The organism is Arthrobacter sp. 05L44, from assembly GCF_056397605.1.
In genome coordinates, this window is record NZ_JBFTNS010000003.1 from 76529 (window position 1) to 93430 (window position 16902).

General features: G+C 68.6%; 20 protein-coding genes. 10 read left to right on the plus strand and 10 right to left on the minus strand.

What is annotated here, in order from left to right; all coding sequences use genetic code 11:
- Positions 1-96 precede the first annotated feature (96 nt).
- From AC1DHY_RS09080 to AC1DHY_RS09090, 3 genes are all read left to right on the plus strand, one after another.
- Complete coding sequence (locus AC1DHY_RS09080) at positions 97-393, plus strand: hypothetical protein (protein WP_476877843.1); 297 nt, start codon at positions 97-99, stop codon at positions 391-393.
- Positions 390-1310 (plus strand): serine/threonine-protein kinase, encoded by a 921-nt coding sequence (locus AC1DHY_RS09085; protein WP_476877842.1) that lies wholly within the window; start codon positions 390-392, stop codon positions 1308-1310. Before AC1DHY_RS09080 ends, AC1DHY_RS09085 begins: the two co-directional genes overlap by 4 nt.
- Before the next feature lie 220 nt (positions 1311-1530).
- Positions 1531-2334: a putative protein N(5)-glutamine methyltransferase gene (locus tag AC1DHY_RS09090; protein ID WP_476877872.1), complete on the plus strand. Its 804-nt coding sequence runs from the start codon at positions 1531-1533 to the stop codon at positions 2332-2334.
- A 57-nt stretch (positions 2335-2391) separates the two neighbouring features.
- Here AC1DHY_RS09090 and AC1DHY_RS09095 read toward each other — a convergent pair whose 3' ends face one another.
- The 5 genes from AC1DHY_RS09095 to AC1DHY_RS09115 all read right to left on the minus strand — a co-directional run bounded on the left by AC1DHY_RS09095 (position 2392) and on the right by AC1DHY_RS09115 (position 5525).
- Complete coding sequence (locus AC1DHY_RS09095; RefSeq protein ID WP_476877841.1) at positions 2392-2817, minus strand: YtxH domain-containing protein; 426 nt, start codon at positions 2815-2817, stop codon at positions 2392-2394.
- A 121-nt stretch (positions 2818-2938) separates the two neighbouring features.
- A complete protein-coding gene (locus AC1DHY_RS09100) occupies positions 2939-3202 on the minus strand; it encodes a GlsB/YeaQ/YmgE family stress response membrane protein (RefSeq protein WP_476877840.1) in 264 nt (87 codons plus the stop codon).
- A gap of 216 nt (positions 3203-3418) precedes the next feature.
- Positions 3419-4390: an aldo/keto reductase gene (locus AC1DHY_RS09105; protein WP_476877839.1), complete on the minus strand. Its 972-nt coding sequence runs from the start codon at positions 4388-4390 to the stop codon at positions 3419-3421.
- Between the two features lie 17 nt (positions 4391-4407).
- Complete coding sequence (locus AC1DHY_RS09110; protein WP_476877838.1) at positions 4408-4617, minus strand: dodecin; 210 nt, start codon at positions 4615-4617, stop codon at positions 4408-4410.
- 86 nt (positions 4618-4703) lie between these two features.
- Positions 4704-5525, minus strand: a complete 822-nt coding sequence (locus tag AC1DHY_RS09115) for an SGNH/GDSL hydrolase family protein (RefSeq protein WP_476877871.1) — start codon at positions 5523-5525, stop codon at positions 4704-4706.
- A gap of 203 nt (positions 5526-5728) precedes the next feature.
- Between AC1DHY_RS09115 and AC1DHY_RS09120 the strand changes: the two genes are divergently transcribed.
- The 5 genes from AC1DHY_RS09120 (at position 5729) to AC1DHY_RS09140 (ending at position 9489) form a co-directional block, all read left to right on the plus strand.
- The gene (locus AC1DHY_RS09120) at positions 5729-5986 is read left to right on the plus strand and encodes a metal-sensitive transcriptional regulator (protein ID WP_069950339.1); all 258 of its coding nucleotides are present in this window, start codon (positions 5729-5731) and stop codon (positions 5984-5986) included.
- Positions 5987-6101: 115 nt separating this feature from the next.
- Positions 6102-7430, plus strand: coding sequence for an acyltransferase family protein (locus tag AC1DHY_RS09125; RefSeq protein ID WP_476903507.1), 1329 nt, complete (start codon positions 6102-6104; stop codon positions 7428-7430).
- On the plus strand, positions 7427-7771 hold the full coding sequence (locus tag AC1DHY_RS09130; RefSeq protein ID WP_476880043.1) for a GNAT family N-acetyltransferase: 345 nt from the start codon (positions 7427-7429) through the stop codon (positions 7769-7771). The genes AC1DHY_RS09125 and AC1DHY_RS09130 overlap by 4 nt, the downstream gene beginning before the upstream one ends.
- A 55-nt stretch (positions 7772-7826) precedes the next feature.
- The gene (locus tag AC1DHY_RS09135) at positions 7827-8669 is read left to right on the plus strand and encodes a hypothetical protein (RefSeq protein ID WP_476903508.1); all 843 of its coding nucleotides are present in this window, start codon (positions 7827-7829) and stop codon (positions 8667-8669) included.
- A 31-nt stretch (positions 8670-8700) separates the two neighbouring features.
- Positions 8701-9489 carry an SDR family NAD(P)-dependent oxidoreductase gene (locus AC1DHY_RS09140; RefSeq protein WP_476880045.1) on the plus strand — a complete coding sequence of 263 codons (789 nt, stop codon included), beginning with the start codon at positions 8701-8703 and terminating at the stop codon, positions 9487-9489.
- Between the two features lie 116 nt (positions 9490-9605).
- On the opposite strand, the gene AC1DHY_RS09145 is transcribed toward AC1DHY_RS09140, so the two are convergent.
- The gene (locus AC1DHY_RS09145) at positions 9606-11195 is read right to left on the minus strand and encodes an MFS transporter (protein WP_476903509.1); all 1590 of its coding nucleotides are present in this window, start codon (positions 11193-11195) and stop codon (positions 9606-9608) included.
- Positions 11196-11509: 314 nt separating this feature from the next.
- Positions 11510-12013: an N-acetyltransferase family protein gene (locus tag AC1DHY_RS09150; RefSeq protein ID WP_476880047.1), complete on the minus strand. Its 504-nt coding sequence runs from the start codon at positions 12011-12013 to the stop codon at positions 11510-11512.
- Between the two features lie 78 nt (positions 12014-12091).
- On the opposite strand from AC1DHY_RS09150, the gene AC1DHY_RS09155 reads away from it, so the two are divergent.
- Positions 12092-12346, plus strand: coding sequence for a hypothetical protein (locus AC1DHY_RS09155; protein ID WP_476880048.1), 255 nt, complete (start codon positions 12092-12094; stop codon positions 12344-12346).
- 49 nt (positions 12347-12395) lie between these two features.
- Here the strand turns inward: AC1DHY_RS09155 and AC1DHY_RS09160 are convergent, their stop codons facing one another.
- Positions 12396-14885, minus strand: coding sequence for an ATP-dependent DNA ligase (locus tag AC1DHY_RS09160; protein WP_476903568.1), 2490 nt, complete (start codon positions 14883-14885; stop codon positions 12396-12398).
- A gap of 109 nt (positions 14886-14994) precedes the next feature.
- Here AC1DHY_RS09160 and ku point away from each other — a divergent pair, with 109 nt between their 5' ends.
- Positions 14995-16080, plus strand: coding sequence for a non-homologous end joining protein Ku (ku, locus tag AC1DHY_RS09165; protein WP_476903510.1), 1086 nt, complete (start codon positions 14995-14997; stop codon positions 16078-16080).
- A 34-nt stretch (positions 16081-16114) separates the two neighbouring features.
- Here ku and AC1DHY_RS09170 read toward each other — a convergent pair whose 3' ends face one another.
- Together AC1DHY_RS09170 and AC1DHY_RS09175 are read right to left on the minus strand one after the other, a co-directional pair.
- The gene (locus AC1DHY_RS09170; RefSeq protein ID WP_476878178.1) at positions 16115-16402 is read right to left on the minus strand and encodes a DUF7218 family protein; all 288 of its coding nucleotides are present in this window, start codon (positions 16400-16402) and stop codon (positions 16115-16117) included.
- Between the two features lie 183 nt (positions 16403-16585).
- A complete protein-coding gene (locus AC1DHY_RS09175; RefSeq protein WP_441402245.1) occupies positions 16586-16864 on the minus strand; it encodes an HPr family phosphocarrier protein in 279 nt (92 codons plus the stop codon).
- Positions 16865-16902: the final 38 nt, after the last annotated feature.

A 16902-nucleotide genomic window follows, 5' to 3' on the forward strand; every position in this document is an offset into this window, starting at 1 on the left:
ACGCTGACAAAATAGCTAGCCACCTTAACTAGTTAGTTGAGCTAGTTATATGTATGCTTACTACTTGTGTCAGATATTCGTTTGCGTGGAGGAGTCGTGACTGAGTTGTTGACGATCGACGGCGGTCCGGAGGCCGGTGCGGCCCCGTTCTCCGCGCCGCACTTCCCGGCAGAACCGCTCGCACCGGCCGCCGTTGGGCCCGCCAATCCGGCGGACAATGCGCCCAGCCACTGCGGGACGGCGATGGAATGGACGGAGCCGGCGCTGGTCGCCGCGTCCGCGTATTCGTTCGACGCCGGAACCGCTCAGCTGCCGCCCGTTTGGCGCTGCTCCTGCGGCTTCCAGCTCGACGGCGTCATCCACACGCCCAATGCGCTGGCAGCCCTTTCATGAGCATCCTCGCCGTCCCCGTCCCGGCTGAACTCCACCCCGTCCCGGTCCCCGTCGCGTCCGGAGCCGGGCTCGATGCCAAGGTCCTGCCGATGCCAGGCGCTCCGGCCGGCCGATTCCTGGTCCATGAACTCCTGGGCCGCGGCGCGACAGCCACCGTCTTCCGCGGCACGGACCTCAGCAGTAACCGCACGGTCGCCATCAAGGTGGCCGAAGGGCCCGCGGAGAAGCATGCCAACCGGATCCACGCTGAAGCGCGCATCCTGGCGTCCCTGGACCACCCCGCCGTCGTCGGCTTTGTTGCCGCCGGCACCGTGCCGGCGGGCGACCCATGGGCCGGCCGGCCGTTCCTGGTCGAGGAATTCGCCTACGGCGGCAGCCTCGCCGAACGGCTCCGTAATGGCCCCTCGGACCCGGCGGAGGTGGCCGGTTGGGCCGCCGCCGCGTTGTCCGGGCTGGTGCACGTCCACGCAAGGGGCATGGTCCACCGGGACATCAAACCCGCCAATATCCTGCTCAGTGCGCTCCGGAGGTGTTCGGTACGAATCGCCGACTTCGGGATCGCAACCCCGGCAGGCGCGGCCCCGGAACCCGGCGACTCGTCAGGAACCGTGCATTACATGAGCCCGGAACAGGCGGCCGGAAAACCCGTCCACGCCGCCACGGATATCTACGCGCTGGGGCTGGTGCTGCTCGAGTGCCTCACCGGTGTAAAGGCCTACCCGGGGACGCCCGTGGAATCGCTGGTGGCGCGCACGCTGCGGGCTCCGGAGATCCCGGCCAGCCTGGGCTCCGGCTGGAAGTCCCTGCTGACTGCCATGACTGCCATGGACCCCGCCGGCCGGCCTGCCGCGGCGGCCGCGCTCAAGCTGGCCATCAGGCTTACCCGCCCGGGACCGTCCCTGAAACTTGCGGGCTGACCCAAAACCCCTCCGAAACAGCGGGGCCGGCATACGCAGACTGCGTGTGCCGGCCCCGCTGTTTTCCCGCCTGTCCGGCCGCCGGTCCGGCCGGCAGGGTCGCCGCGCCGCGGGAGAAGGACTCCCGGCTGCTGCAGCCCCTTGGATAGCATGGGCCCACGGAGGTGGGCCCATGAGGATGGGCCCACGAAGACGGCGGCGGCTGCCGCGTCGAAGGGTGGTGAGGTCGGTGCCGGACGTGGTCCCGCAGGCGCAGGTGGTTCTGCGGCTGCGCGCTGCCGGCTGCGTCTTCGCCGAGGACGAGGCGGCCCTGCTGGAGGCGGCCGCGGCGACTCCCGGCGATCTTGAGGCGCTGGTCAGTCGGCGGGTGGCCGGGCTGCCCCTGGAGCATGTCCTGGGCTGGGCGGAGTTCTGTGGCCTCCGTATCGCTGTGGATCCGCAGGTTTTTGTACCCCGCCGCCGGACCGAGTATCTGGTCCGGCGGGCCGCCAGGATCCTGGGTGGGCGCCGGGGGAGCGGGGCCCCGGTGGTGGTGGATCTCTGCTGCGGCTCCGGCGCCGTCGGGGCGGCGCTCGCGGCTATGGCGGGGCCCCTGGACTTGCACGCGGCCGACGTCGACCCCGCCGCTGTTGCCTGCGCGCGGCGGAATGTCCTTCCGCTGGGCGGTGAGGTCCACGAGGGTGACCTATACGGTGCCCTGCCGGGCCGCCTCCGCGGCCGGGTGGAGCTCCTGGCGGTGAATGCGCCTTACGTTCCCTCGGGGATGATCGGGGCCATGCCGCCCGAGGCGCGCCTGCACGAACCTCGGGCTTCCCTGGATGGCGGCCCCGACGGCCTGGACTTGCAGCGGCGGGTCGCGGAAGGGGCGCCGGAATGGCTGGCCCCCGGCGGCCATGTCCTGGTCGAGACCAGCCGCCGCCAGGCGCCGCTAACGCTGGAAATATTTGCCGCCTGTGGGCTCACGGGCCGCGCCTACAGTTCCAGGCGGAGGGACGCGACGGTGGTGGCGGGATCCGCGGGATAGCATGCCAAAGCCCCGGCCCGGACGGTGCTGCCCGGGCCGGGGCTCTCGGCGAAACCTTTAGTGCTTGCCTGGCTCCGCGGGCGTGTCGGACCCGGAGTCGTCGGCCTTGAGGTCGCCGGCGGCTTGGACGCCGCCGGAGCTGCCCAGGTTAGGCGTTCCCGGGTGGGTGCTGTGAGCCGGGATCGCGCTGCCCGAGCCGGTTGCCGGTGTGGCGTTCCCGTCGTCTGCGGACGAATCGTCGCGGTGGACGGCGGAGCTGATCACCGTGCCGGCGCGGCGGGCGGCCTCGGTGAGCTGGCCGGAAACCTCGGGGGCCTTCTCCTTGACTGCTTCCGTGGCGGCGGCCACCTTGTCCTGGACTGGTTTGCTTTCCCACAGGCCTGCGGCCCGGGCCTTGAGTTTTTCGTAGGCCGCCCGCCCCGAACGGGATCCGAGGACGAACCCGGCCGCGAGGCCGGTACCGAAAAGAAGTTTGGCTTTCATGCTGTACTCCTGCTCCTGATGCTCTTGAGATCGGTGCTTTTGCTGCTCTTGAAACCGTGCCAAGTACCAAAAAACCGGCCCCAGGAATTAATCCCGGGACCGGTTTTCCGGTCTCACCGCTTTAGCGGTGCGAACGCCTGCTGATCATGCCGTAAACAACAAGCACGATCAGCGCGCCGACGATTGCGAGGATCCACGTGTAAAGATCGAAGAACCCGCCCAGCGGGCGATTGAAAATCAGGCCGCCGAGCCAGCCGCCCAAGAAAGCGCCTACTACACCGAGGACCAGCGTGATGAGCCATCCACCACCCTGACGACCCGGCAGGATAGCCTTAGCGATTGCTCCGGCAATAAGACCCAGAATTAGAAATGCGAAAAAACCCATTTTATTGGCCCTTCTCTTTCATTGAGGAGACACCCGGGTTGCCGGGTGCGCTTCATCCTTCTGAGTAAATACTAATCATGCTTACTATCAAAACGCCACTCGGAACGGGGAAAAATCCGCAAAATCCCGCTATTCACAGGAAGTTTCCGCGGCTGACACCCCCCGGCAGGGTCCGGAGGGTGACGTCGGAGGGCTGCGTTGGTCTGCCGGCGCAGCTCACCAGGCGTAGTCCTCCGGGGCGGTCCGGTGCCCAGGGAAAATGGCATCGAGCCGCTCCAGGGCGCCGGCGTCGAGTTCCAGCGCCAGCGAACCGAGGGCGGCGTCCAGCTGCTCCCGGGTGCGCGGGCCGATCACCGGGGCCGTGACCGCCGGCTGGTGCAGCAGCCACGCCAGGGCCAGCTCGCCGGGCCCGCAGCCGAGCCCGTCCGCGAAGTCCTCGTAGCGGCGGATCTGGTTCCGGTGTTTCCCGAGGGCCTCAACGGCGCGGCCCTCGGTCCGGCGGACGCCTTCTTGTTCCTTCTTGAGGACCCCGCCCAGCAGGCCGCCGTGCAGCGGGGACCATGGCAGGAGCCCAAGGCCGTAATGCTGCGCGGCGGGTATCACCTCGAGCTCGGCGTTGCGGGTGAGCAGGTTGTAGATGGACTGCTCGCTGACCAGCCCGTTGGAGTGCCGCCGCGCAGCGGCTTCCTGGGCCTGCGTCAGGTGCCAGCCGGCGAAGTTGCTGCTGCCGGAGTACACAATCTTGCCCTGCTGCACTGCGACGTCGACTGCCTGCCAGATCTCCTCCCAGGGCGTGGTCCGGTCCACGTGGTGGAACTGGTAGAGGTCGATGTGGTCCGTCTGGAGCCGGCGAAGGCTGGCGTCGAGGGCGTGGCGGATGTGCAGGGCCGAGAGCCGGGATTCGTTGGGCCGGTCCGCCATGGTGCCGAAAACCTTGGTGGCCAGTACGGTCCGCTCCCGCCGGCCGCCGCCCCGGGCGAACCAGCGGCCCAGGATCTCCTCGGTCCAGCCGCGGCGCTTGGACCCGCCGTAGACGTTGGCGGTGTCGACGAAGTTGATTCCGGCATCCTGCGCGGCGTCCAGGATCGCGTGTGCGTCCTGCTCCGCGGTCTGCGGACCGAAATTCATGGTGCCCAAACAGAGGCGCGAAACCTTCAGGCCGGACCGGCCCAGCGGGGTGTACTGCATCCCGGCCCTCCCGGACCTTAGCGCTCCAGGCGGAACCCGAGCTTGATGGTGACCTGCCAGTCGGCCACCTGCCCGTTGTCCAGGTGCCCGCGGATTTCCTTGACCTCGAACCAGTCCAGGTTGCGGAGTGTCTTAGCGGCCTCGGCGATGCCGTTGCGCACCGCGTCATCGACGCCCTCGGTTGAGGTCCCGACAATTTCAGAAATGCTGTAGGTGTGGTTAGGCAACGTGGCTCCTCGTGATCGTCATTGGTCTGGGTCTCCGCCCCGTGGCCGGGCCGTTCCTGCAGACTAGCTGACGCGGCGCGGCCGGACTAGGGGCGTGCGGTGCTGGCGGGGGAACCAAAAACCGGCCCCGGCTCGGGGCGTTTGGCGGCCGGCGGAGTCTCGCCGTCACGGGGCCGGACCCGCCGGATCATCCAGGGCAAGAGATAGTGCGTGGCCCAGGCGAGGTCCCCGGCCCGCGTCTCGCGCCAGGTGCCGGCGGGCAGCGGTTTGGGCTGCAGGGGCTTGAGGCTGTGGGGCACCTGCAGCGAGTCAAGGACCATTCCGGCGATGGTGTGGTGGCCGAGGGGGGAGAAGTGCAGGCGGTCCGGATCCCACATCTGCGGGTCGCTCAACTGCCGGAGGGACCAGAGATCGGCGATCACGCCGTGGTGGCGGGCGGCGATGGTCCGGATGTTCTCGTTGAAGACGGCCACTTTGCCCCGGATGTGGCCGAAGACCGGAGTGTCCCCCCAGTCCGGCCCGGTGAACAGGACCACGGTAGCGCCGGTGGACGCCAGCGCCGCCACCGCAGCGTCCAGGCTCACGGCGAGCCGATCGGGATCCCGCCGGTGGAAGACGAGGTCGTTGCCGCCCGCTGAGAGGGTGACGAGGTCCGGTTTCAGGGCGATCGCCGGTGCCAGTTGCTGGTCGATGATCTGCTGCAGGACAAGGCCGTTGACCGCCAGGTTGGCGTAGGAGAAGTCGCGCCGCACGGTGCTGAATTCTTCGGCGATCCGATCCGCCCAGCCACGCATCCCGCCCGGGCTCTGCGGCTCGGGATCGCCGAGGCCGGCGGTGAACGAGTCTCCCAGGGCGACGTAGCGTTTCCAGGGGCCCGGGTGGGCGCCGGAGGCGCCTTTTCGAGCCATCACCGGATTCCCGAAGCTGGCCGCGTTCACGTCCCCAGCATGACACCCGCCGGCTTGTTACTACTAGGTACTTAGGGCCCGAAAAGCGGTGATCCCGCGCCCAAGCGGGGCCTTGGAGGACGCCATTCGATACCCACCCGGGTATGGCGGATACCAAGGGGGGTATATCATGGAATGAATCCACTCAACGTCCGGAGGCACCCATGGAACTCGATCCCGCCGACATGAAGCCGGTTATCAACCGGTTGCGCCGCGCTCAGGGACAGCTCGCGGCGGTCACGCGCATGATCGAAGAGGGCCGCGACTGCAAGAGCGTCGTGACCCAGCTGGCCGCCGTCTCCAGCGCCCTGGACAAGGCCGGTTTCTCGATTATCGCGACCGGCCTGCAGCAGTGCATGCAACAGGAAGACCCCAGCCTGGACCGCGCCGAACTGGAAAAGCTCTTCCTCTCGCTCGCCTGAGCCCGTACGGGATCTGCTGATCCCGGCCCCTTGTGTTCCCCCCGACGAGGCAGAAAATGGAGGGAGAGCGGCCGGTTGACCCGGCGGCAACCGCGCCCCACCGGCAAGGAGGGCCATGCAGCAGCCCGCAGGCGCCCCGGCCACGGCCAGCCGGGAGCGGGACCCGGTCCTGGACCTGGTCCGGTTCTTCTGCCTCGCCCTGGTGGTCGCGGGGCACACCTTGATGGTCAGCCCTGTGCTGCATCCCGACGGCACCGTGACCTCGGCCAACACCCTCGGGGAGCAGCCCTGGTTCGAGCCGGTCGTCTGGGTGCTGCAGGTGATGCCGCTGTTCTTCGTGGCCGGCGGCGTCACGGGCCTGTATTCCTGGCGGCGGCTACGCGCCCGCGGGGGCAGCGCCCTCGAGTTCGTCCAGGGCCGCCTGCTCAGGCTGATCCGCCCGGCCGCTGTGCTGCTGGCGGCCATGTTTACGGCCCTCTGGGCGGCGCGGCTCAGCGGCGTGGACCCGCAAGTGATCCAGCTGCTCGCCGCCGGCGCGGGTATGCCGCTGTGGTTTCTGGCCGCCTACCTCGCCGCGCAACTGAACCTGCCCTGGCTCTCGGCACTCCACGCCCGGGCGCCGTGGCTGACCCTGGCCGCCCTCGTTTCCCTGGTGGTGGCCGTGGACTGCCTCCGCGCAGCCCTGCCCGGGCTGGCCTACGCCAACATGGTGTTCCTCTGGTGCGCCGTGCAGCAACTGGGCTTTGTGGTCGCCGACGGCTCGCTCCAGGGGCTGGCGACGTCGCGGTTGGTCGCCCTTGCGGTGGGAAGCAACCTGGTCCTCGCCGTCCTGGTCTTACTGCGGCTCTACCCCGGAAACATGCTGGTGAACCTCAACCCGCCCAACCTGACGCTGTTCCTTCTCGGCGTCTCACAGGCCGCCTGCCTGCAACTGGCGCGGCCGCTGATCACCCGGGTCGGGACGTTGGACGCGGTCCGGATGGTCCTTGCCCGGGCGGGACGGCGCTCCATGACCGTCTACCTGTGGCACCTGCCGTTGCTCGCCGGTATGTCAGGCCTGTTCCTGCTCACGGACCTTCGGCAGCCGGCCGGCGGAACGGCGGCCTGGTGGTGGACCCGGCCGCTGGCGCTGGCCGCCGTTATCAGTTTGCTGCTGCCGGTGGTGGTGCTGTTCGGGCGGCTCGAGGAACTTCCGACGTCGGACCACGCCCGGGCCCGGCCGGCGGCGGCCGTGGTGACTGCCGCCGTCGTCGTCTTCATTCCGGTGGCCGACGCGGCACTGAACGGCCTCACGCTGGGGCTCCTTGGCGGCGGCGCGGCATGCTTCGCCCTGGCAGCCCTGCTGCTGGGCCGCATCCCGGACCGGACAGCGCACGGAGCGGGCGCTTCCGACGCCGGACGGCCATTGCCACACCCGCCTTTAAGTGCCAATCTCGAACCATGACGGAGAACTCGGCAGAAACGCAAGACACGTTCAGTCCGGACGTCACCACCACCCGAAATGATGCCCTGCACCGCTATGAGCTGCATGTGGGCGGGGAGCTCGCGGTCCAGGTGCGCTACATCGACAGGCCGGGACACGTGGACTTCATCCACACCGAGACGGCCGAGAAATTTGCGGGCCAGGGCCTGGCGAGGGTGTTGGCACACTTCGCCCTGGACGACGTTGTTGCGTCCGGGAAGCGGATCATCCCGCACTGCCCCTACATCTACCGGTACCTGCGCCACCACGATGCCTACGAGCAGTGCATTGACTGGCCCGAGCAGGCGCCCGCCGGGGCATAGCTTGTGACCGGAGCGACAACCTCGTAGTGTGGGGGTTGAGTTATGCAGCTGGCTCATGGACGTATCATTGGAGAACCCCGTGAACCACAAACTGCGTGTGCTTGTCCGTGTGGATGTTGATCCCGGACAAGTGACCCTCGAAGTCACCGGATGCCTGACCCAGGCAAGCTACCCCGCCCTGCTGCACATTGTTCGCCGTGCCAGCCGCCTGGCCGCCGGAGCGGACGTCTGCATCGATCTGCATGGCGCCTCCCACCTTGACCCCGAAATCCTGCTGTACCTCCGGCAGCTCGCCGCCGCCCAGGATCCCGTGCCCGGCGGTGACCCCGTGGCCGCGGCCGTCGGGATTGCGCCGAGCGGCGCCGAATCTTTCCGCCTGAGCCTCAACGAGCCGGCCGACCTGCCGATCTGCCTGCTGCATGTGGGCTCCGGCGGCGAGGTCCTGGCGGGCCTGGACAGCGACATCGGCGGGACCGTGCACGGCCAGCTCCCGACCGAGGTGGACGGCCTTGATGGCGTCGAGCAGGGGCCCGCGGATGCCCTTCCGGCCGCGGCCTCCGGCCTCATCGACGGCCTGGAGCTCTCCGACTACTTCGAGGGGACGCTGGACCCGGCTGCCACTGTGGCGGCGCTGTCCGATACGGCCCTCGGGCAGCTCGCCGACGCCCTCTACCAGCACCTGGACACCCCGAGCCCCAGCTTCGGCGCGCATACCTGGTATGAACTTGCCTCCGAAGAGCTGCAGCAGCGCTACCGGACGGCCGATGCGGACGGCTCCGTCGACCCGGACGGCTCCGTCGGGTCCGCCGAGCCCGTAGCGGCCTTCGAAGCCGTCGTCGAGGCCGCACCCGAAGGCCCAGCTGAAGGCGAACTCGCGGCGGGACCGGCACTGGCCTGACACCCCGGAGGCGCGGGGCTAGGCTGTGGCCATGAACACACCAGCTCCGAGCCCGTCCGCCACGGCAACCACCGCCCTGATCACCGGCGCGACGGCGGGGTTGGGGGCCGAGTTTGCCCGCCAGCTCGCCGAGCAGGGACACAACGTGGTCCTTGTGGCCCGCGACGCCGCCCGGCTGCAGGCCAGCGCCGCCGAGCTGGAGAACCGCTACGGGATCCGGGCGGAGGCGCTCGCCGCCGACCTGGTGGACGACGGCGGCGTGGCCGCTGTCGTCGCCCGGTTGAGCGATCCGGCACGTCCGGTCGAAATCCTCGTCAACAACGCCGGCATGGGCCTGCTGCGTTCCTTTGCCGATAACGACGTGAGCGAGGAGAAGCGGCACCTCCGGCTGCACGTCGAGACAGCCCTGGAGCTGACCCACGCCGCCTTGCAGGGGATGCTGCAGCGTCAGTCGGGCCGCGTCATCAACGTCGCCAGCGTGGCCGCGTTCCTGCCGCGCGAAACATACTCGGCCGCCAAGGCGTGGCTGCTGAGCTTCAGCCGCTGGGCCAATCTGGCCTACGCCGGGCACGGGGTCAAAGTCACGGCCGTCTGCCCCGGCTTCACGCACACCGAATTCCACGACCGGATGGGTATGGACAAGACCGTGGCCCCGTCCTGGATGTGGCTGCAGGCAGAACAGGTGGTCCGCGAGGGCCTCGCCGATAACGACAAGGGCAAAGCCGTCTCCATTCCGAGCAAACGCTACAAGGTGCTCGTCGCGGCGACCCGCCTCCTGCCGGCCCGGCTGGTCGCCGGCCCCCCGCGGCGGGCGAAGTAGGCCAGCGGGGCTCCCAACGCCAAAAGGCCCGCCCGCGCGCTTCCCAGGGGAAAGCGTACGGACGGACCTTTGTGGGCGGGGCTCGGACTACACGTTCGGGACCGGCAGGCCGGAAATTAGGCCGGCGCCGGGACCCTTCCGGCGTCGCCGTTGTGTCCCTCAGGCGTGCTGAGCGGCATGTCCATGTGCTCCAGGTCGATCAGCGGGTTCTCGTCCTGGGTCTTGACCAGTTCGCGGGCCTCCGCCTGCGTGTCCACGCTGGGCATCGAGCCCGGCAGCGGCATCTGGGCCGATTCCTTCAGGAAGTAGATCGCCACAGTGCCGATCGCCGAGGTGGCCATCAGGTAGTAGGCCGGCATCATGTCGTTGCCGGTCGCGTTGATCAGCGCGGCGACGATGAACGGGGTGGTGCCGCCGAAGATCGCCACGGAGAAGTTGTACGCAATACCCATCGCGCCGTAACGGCTGGCGGTCGGGAACTGGGCCGGCAGGGCCGAGGCCAGGTTTGCGACGTAGAACGTCACCGGGAAGGCGATCAGGGCGAGGCCGGCCAGGGTGGACCAGATTTCGCCGATGCCGATCAGCAGGAAGGCGGGGGTGGCCAGCACGATGGTGCTGATGGCGCCGATCCACAGCACGGGGCGGCGGCCGATCCGGTCCGAGAGCTTACCGGTCAGCGGAATGCACAGGCTCATGATGACCAGCACGGGGATGGTCAGCAGGGTGCCGTGGACCTCGTCGTAGCCCTTGGACTCGGTGAGGTAGGTCGGCATGTAGGAGGTCAGGGCGTAACCGGCAGTGTTGGCTGCGGCCACCAGGATCATCGCGACGATGATGGAGCGCCAGTAGGCCTTGACGATGCCGACCGGGCCCTTGGAGGCTGCGGCGTCGGACGCGGTGGCGTCCTTGGCGAGGCTTTCCTGGGCGTCCAGGGTGGCTTGGAACTGCGGCGATTCCTCGATCTTGCTACGGAAGTAGACGGCGATCAGGCCGAGCGGGCCGGCGAGGAGGAACGGAATCCTCCAGCCCCACTGCTCCATGGTGTCCTGGCCGAGGGTCAGCTGCAGGACCGACACCAGGGCGGCGCCGAGGGCGAAGCCGAGGTAGCTGCCCATGTCCAGGAAGCTGGCGAAGAATCCGCGGCGCTTGTCCGGGGCGTATTCGCTCACGAACGTGGTGGCACCGGCGTACTCGCCGCCGGTGGAGAAGCCCTGGATGAGCTTGAAGAGAACCAGCAGGACGGCGGCCCAGATACCGATCTGGGCGTAGCCGGGCAGGAGACCGACGGCGAAGGTGCTGGCGGCCATGATCATCAGGGTCGCGGCGAGGACCTTCTGCCGGCCGATCTTGTCGCCGAGCCAGCCGAACACAACGCCGCCGAGGGGGCGGGCAATGAAGGTGGCGGCGAAGGTGCCGAGAAGGAAGAGGGTCTGGACGGACTTGTCCGCCTCCGGCAGGAATACCGGGCCCATGGTGGTGATCAGGTAACCGAACACACCGACGTCGTACCACTCCATGGTGTTACCGACGATGGTGCCGCCGAGTGCCTTTTTGAGCATCGGGCGGTCGACGACGTTGACGTCGGACTCGCGGAGCCGACGTCGGCGCAGCTTCGGTTTCTTGACGCCCTGTGGTGCGCCTTGGTTAGTCCCGCCGGCGTTAACAACGCCTGCGGAAGAGTCGGTCCTGCTTCGGTCTGTGGGCATTTGGAAAGCTCCTAGGGAGATCATTTGCTTGCGACTTGTAGCTGCCCCGCTCCGGGCAGGCTCTCAATTTTACGGGATTCCTCTGGAGTTTCCGATTTTGGTGCCGTATGATCCTCCGTTTTCGGGGCTCCGGAGGGTGCTATTCGGGGCACGCCAATGGCCGATTTATCCGCGTGGTTCTTGGGAAGTAGGCAGTTCGCTTAGTTTCCCCGCAAATTTTTTCCGGCGCGGCCAGTTTGTGGTCCGGTTTGGGCCCGTTTGTGCCCCTCCGCGGTCCCCTACCAGCCCGGTTTTGGGGCCGTGCGGGCGCCGCTTCAGTTCTCCAGGGCAGGCCGGGCCAGGCGCATCTCGGGCAGAGCCGACCACTCGGCCGGCAACAGTTTCCGTTCGCCGTCGGGCCGGAACCCGTGCTTGGCGTAAAACGCCCGCGCCCGGGGGTTGTCCTCGAGCACCCACAGGTACGCAGGGGAGGTGCCGATGGCGGCTGCCAGCAGGGCAGAGCCGAGCCCGGAGCCGTAGGTCCGGCGGAAAGTGTAGAAGGAGTACAGCTCCAGTTGCCCGGGCCGGTCTTCGTCCCGGCCGGGGCCGGCGTCGGCGAACCCAACAATCTCGTCGTTCTCATCCAGGGCGATGATGCGCGGCTCTGCGCTGGCCAGGTAGGGGCGGCGGCGTTCCACCCGGAGGTCGATGGTGGCCCGGCGGTCTTCGAAGAAGCGGGCCGGCAGCTGGTGCCCGTAGCACTCCTCGTGCACGGCGGTGTGCATCCGGACCAGGGCGTCGGCGTCATCGGGGGTGGCCTGGCGGGTCCTGTATTCCATGCCCCTAGCCTAGAGACATCTCACGGGCGCAGACCTACGATTGGGGGACGCTTCATTTCATCGCAGAAAGGAAGGCCCATGGCGGATCATCACTCGAAAGAGATCGAGCCGGACGTAGCCAGTCATCTTGCGGAATCCATGGACGAGGCACCCGGGCCCGAGTCCAGGCGCCCGGAGCCGCCGTCGGCGGCTGACGGCCACGAATGGCCGGACGGCAGCGGCGAGCACCGCCATCCGAAGGACCGGGACGTTTCCCGCGGGCAGCAGGGCCAGCAGGTGGCCGACGCGGCCATGCACCGGCAAAGCCGGCCGCAGATCCCGCACCACAACTAGGCAGAGCCCGCACCACAACTAGGACGCGAGGGCCCGTTACGGCGGGCCCTCAGTCGTGTTCGGCGGCGGCTTCCTCAACAACCACGTCCTCCGGCGCCTTGTCGAGGCGCCAGCCGCGCCAGACCGGGTGCCGAAGCTTCCCACCGCCGGTCCAGTCGCCGAAGGTGACCTCTCCGACCAGCCGGGCCGACACCCAGCGGGCGTCCGCGGCGTCTTCCGCGGGAACCTCGGCGAAGGGTGAGGTCTTACGCGGGATCGCGTCCAGTTGCTGCCGCAGTTCCTTGAGTTCACGGGTGCTGAAGCCGCTGCCCACCCGGCCCACGTAGCGCAGCGACTTGCCCTCGGGCACGCCCAGCAGCAGCGACCCGACCGAATTGCTGCGGCCGCCGTTGCCTGGCCGCCAGCCGCCCACCACCACCTCCTGGGTCTTTTCAAACTTCAGTTTCAACCAGGACCGGCTCCGCTGCCCGACGTAGCGGCCATCGACGCGCTTGGCCATCACGCCTTCCAGGCCGAGTTCCTCGGCGCTTTCCAGCAGGTGCCCGACGTCGGCGTCGATCACCGCGGACAGCTCCACCGGGAAGGCCCGGACTCCGCCGTCCCCGGAACCGCCGACGCCGGTATGGAAAGCCTCGAGGTGTGTCCGCCGGTCCCGGAGGGGGAGGCGGCGGAGGTCCTTGCCGCCGTCGGTCAGCAGGTCGAACAGCATCAGGCGCACCGGTGTTGCGGCCCGGGCTTTGGCGACGTCGGCGGCCTTGGTCAGCTTCATCCGGCCTTGAAGCAGTCCGAAGTCCGGTCTGCCGGCGGGCCCGACGGCGATGATCTCGCCGTCGGCGGCGAAGTCCTGCGGCGGCCAGCAGGAACGGTCCGTGAGTTCCGGGTAGCTGGCGGTCATGTCGTTGCCGTTGCGGCTGATCAGCCGGATCCGCTCCGAGTCGCCCAGGACCAGCGCCCGGATGCCGTCCCACTTCAGTTCAAACTGCCAGTCCTTGCCGGGCAGGTCGGCGCGGGTTCCGGCGCTGGCCAGCATCGGTGCCAGCCCGGCGGGGTCCGGTGCGGCGCTCGCCGGCTGGGCATGGGCCGTCGTTGACTGCGGGCGGGCCGGGGCCGGGTGCTGGTCGTGCCCGGGGGCGTCCATGAGATGGATGAGCCATTGGTCGTTGGCCTGGCCGGTGTGGATCAGGGCGAAACGCCGGGTGCCGCCCAGCGGGCCGTCCTCCCGGCCGGTGAGGGTGGCGATGACCTCTTTGCCGGCGATCCATTTCTCGCACTCGTAGTACCCGCTGTCCCAGATGCTGACCGTGCCCGCGCCGTATTGGCCCTTCGGGATGGTCCCCTCGAAGGCGGCGTAGTCCATCGGGTGGTCCTCGGTCTGGACGGCCAGGTGGTTCTTGGCTTTGGTGGTGGGGACCCCCTTGGGCAGCGCCCAGGAGACCAGTACGCCGTCGCGCTCCAGCCGGAAGTCGAAGTGCAGGCGGCTGGCGTGGTGTTCTTGGATAACGAAGCTCTCCCGCAACGTCCCGCCGTTGCCGTCGCCGTCGCCATTGCCGCGGTGCTGCTCTGCCGTGAACGGTTCCGGGGTGGCGGATGCGTTCCGCTTGGCGCGGTACGTTTCCAGGCGGGGGTCGGTGTCACCGCCGCTGGCGTCGCCGGGGGTGCCGGCGGGGATGCCCTGGTAGCCGCCGGCCGCCGTCGGGGAGGTCGGGGAAGGGCCGTGCGGGGCGCCCGAGATGGCTGCGAAGGGGTCCTTGCCGGCCTTGAGCCGCTTCATCACCTCCTGGTAGTCGAGGTGGTGCAGGGACGGTGAGCGGAGCTCCCGCCAGGTCCGGGGCGCGGCGACCGTGGGCCGGAGCCTGCCGCGCAGCGAGTACGGCACGATGGTGGTTTTCGCCGCGTTGTTCTGGCTCCAGTCGACCAGCACCTTTCCGGTGCGCAGGGTCTTCTTCATGTCGCTCACGGCGAGGTCCGGGTGGTCCGCTTCCAGGGCGCGGGCGAGCTCGTGGGCGAAGTCCGAGACCTGATCCGAACTCTGGGCCCCGTCCAGCGCGGCGTAGAGGTGGATGCCCTTGCTGCCGCTGGTGACAGGGACCGGATCCAGGCCGACGTCCTGCAGGATGCTCCGGGCCAGGACGGCCACTTCCACGCATTCGGCCAGGCCGGCGCCGTCGCCGGGGTCCAGGTCCAGCACCAACCGGTCCGGCGGCATGGCGTTGCCGTGCGAATCCACCCGCCATTGCGGAACATGGATTTCCAGCGCCGCGATCTGGGCCAGCCAGGTGAGCGTGGCGGCGTCGTTGACCAGCGGGTACTGGATGGTCCGCTCCTTGTGCGTGATGGAGGCGCGCGGCACCCACCCCGGCGCGGAGTGATCCAGATTCTTCTGGAAGAACATCTCGCCCGGCGCCGCCGCGGTTCCCACGCCGTGGACCCAGCGCTTCCGGGTGGCCGGCCGGTTTGCCGCGGCCGGAATCAGCACCGGCGCCACGGCGGCGTAGTACGCGAGCACATCGGCCTTGGTGGTTCCGGTCTCCGGATACATCACCTTGTCCAGGTTGGTGAGGACCAGTTCCCTGCCTTCGACCCGTACGCGCTGCTTGCCCTCAGCCAAAAGACTTCACCTCCGGGCGGCTCTGGTGTTCACTTGAGCCATGAGAGCCATCTGGAAAGGCGCCATCGCGTTCGGCCTGGTCAACGTGCCGGTGAAGGTCTACAGCGCCACCGAGGACCATGACATCAGCCTCCATCAGGTTCACAACGCCGACGGCGGGCGGATCCGTTACCAGCGGCGCTGCGAGGTCTGCAGCAAGATCATTGACTACGAGGACATCGACAAGGCCTACGAGGACGAAGGCCGGACCGTGATCCTCAGCCGCGAGGAGCTCAAATCGATCCCCGCGGAGAACAGCCACGAGATCGAGGTGGTGCAGTTCGTGCCGGCCGAGCAGCTGGACCCCATGACCTTCGAAAAGAGCTACTACCTCGAGCCGGACGCGAAGTCGCCCAAGGCCTACGTGCTGCTGCGCCGGGCGCTGGAGGACACCGACCGGGTGGCGATCGTGCAGTTCGCGCTCCGGGAGAAGACCCGGCTGGGCGCGCTGCGGATCCGCGGCGATGTCCTGGTGCTGCAGGGCCTGCTCTGGGCCGACGAGGTGCGTGAGGCGAACTTCCCGGCGCTGGAAACCAGCGTGCGGATCTCGGCCCAGGAACGGGAGATGTCCGCAGCGCTGGTGGACTCGATGGCCGCCGACTTCGAGCCCGAGCAGTTCACCGACGACTACCAGCTGCAGCTGCGGCAGCTGATCGACGCCAAGATCGACCAGGGCGAATCGCTGGACACCGAGGAGACCTTCGGCGCACCGGCCGCGGAGGCCGGATCCGGCGAGGTGATCGACCTGATGGACGCGCTGAAGCGCAGCATCGAGCGGAAGCGGGGTGCGGCGGGCGCCGGCACCCGGACTGCCGACGACGCCGACGGCGGCGCTGCTGGCGCTGCGGACGACGGCGGGGCGAAGGCTGCGCCGGCTAAAGCGACCCGGGCCAAGGCTGCCCCGCGGGCCGCCGTGAAGGCCACGGCGAAGGCTGCCCCGAAGGAAGCGGGAGCCAAGCCGGCCACCAAGACCGCCGCCGCCAAGAGCGGCACGGCCAGGAGCAGCGCCACCAAGACCAGCACGGCCAAGGCGGGCGCCGCAGCCAAGAGCAGCACCGCCAAGGGGGAGGCGCGCAAGGGGGCTTGAACCCGGGTCCGCCCGCGGCCGCGCCGTCATCGGCTCAGGAGTTCCGCAGGGCGGAGATGAGGTCGCTCTTGTTCTTGGCCGAGTAGCCTTTGAGCCCGATCTCCTTGGCCTTGTCCCGCAGCTGCGGGACCGTCCAGTCCTCGTAGTCGCCTGACTTCCCGCCCTTGCGGCCGACCGATGAACGGCCACGTTTAGCGGCGGCATTGGAAATGCGGGCCGCCTTCTGCTTCGATGCGCCGTCCGTCAGCAGGGCTTCGTAGACTTCCGGGTCCTTGATGCTCGGGCTTTCAGAACCCTGGGGCTCACCCTTCTTCGTGGGCATTGCTGTCATCTCCTTCGGCCGGGGACCATCTGGACGGCCGGCGGACGGTGCCGCCGCGCGTTTCCAAACTAGCCGGGCCACCGGGTACTGACAAGCAACGCAAAAGCCCGGCCATCCCTCGTCGGGGGTGGCCGGGCCTTCGTGCACCGTTAGGTGTCCGGGCGCTGGCGCCGGACGGTGCTGCTATTCGGCGTCGTGGTCCGTCTCGAGAATCTGGACGAGGCGGTCCAGGGCGGCGTCCGCGCCGTCGCCCTCGGCACGCAACACCACAACTTCGCCGTGCGATGCGCCCAGGCTCATCAGGGACAGGATGCTGGCGGCGTCCATGGCCTCATCTTCCGGCTCGCCGAGCCGGGCGATGGTGATGTCGAGATCGAACTCGCCTGCAGCCTCGGCAAAGATGGCGGCCGGGCGGGCGTGCAGCCCCACGCGGCTGGCAATGGTGGCGTTACGTTCGGTCATTGTTGCTCCTTGGGTTCAGCTTGGGATTATCAGCTTGG